1 protein-coding gene is annotated in these 523 nt (G+C 56.0%); it reads right to left on the bottom strand.

All coding sequences use genetic code 11. The features are described 5' to 3' along the window. Positions 1-10: 10 nt before the first annotated feature. A partial coding sequence (locus GM676_RS31360) for an IS30 family transposase (protein WP_155468470.1) occupies positions 11-523 on the bottom strand: 513 nt, incomplete at its 5' end.

Genomic DNA, 523 nt, shown 5'->3' with positions numbered 1-523 from the left:
GGCTGTGGATTCAACCGGTCGACGCAACACATCGTTCAAATCGTTGAGCCGGCGTATCGTAGTCTAGCGTCTTTCTTGGTCGACCGTTTAACCGAATTGCCACCGCGTCCAGTTCTCCCTGAGATACATTCGATAGGTCAAGCCCCTTGGGGAAATACTGCCTCAGCAGTCCATTCGTGTTCTCATTTGAGCCGCGCTGCCAAGGCGTGCGCGGGTCGCAGAAGTAGACCTGGATATCGGTCGCCAACTTGAAGCGCTTGTGCTCGGCCAGTTCCGAACCCCTGTCCCATGTGAGAGACTTGTAGAGTTCCTGCGGCAACCGGAAAAGAGCATGCTGGATCAAGGCATTGACGACAGTTTCACTGTCCTTGTGCGCCACCTTCACCAGCATGACATAGCGTGTTTGACGCTCGACCAGCGTGACGATCTGGCTGTTGTGACTTCCGCACAGGAGATCGCCTTCCCAATGGCCGGGTACCGCTCGGTCTTCCGCTGATGCAGGCCGTTCACTGATAGATACGGC

Origin of the sequence: Duganella radicis, assembly GCF_009720825.1 — a bacterium.
GTDB classification, from domain to species: domain Bacteria; phylum Pseudomonadota; class Gammaproteobacteria; order Burkholderiales; family Burkholderiaceae_D; genus Rugamonas; species Rugamonas radicis.
This window is presented reverse-complemented; position numbering and strand designations above follow the sequence as displayed.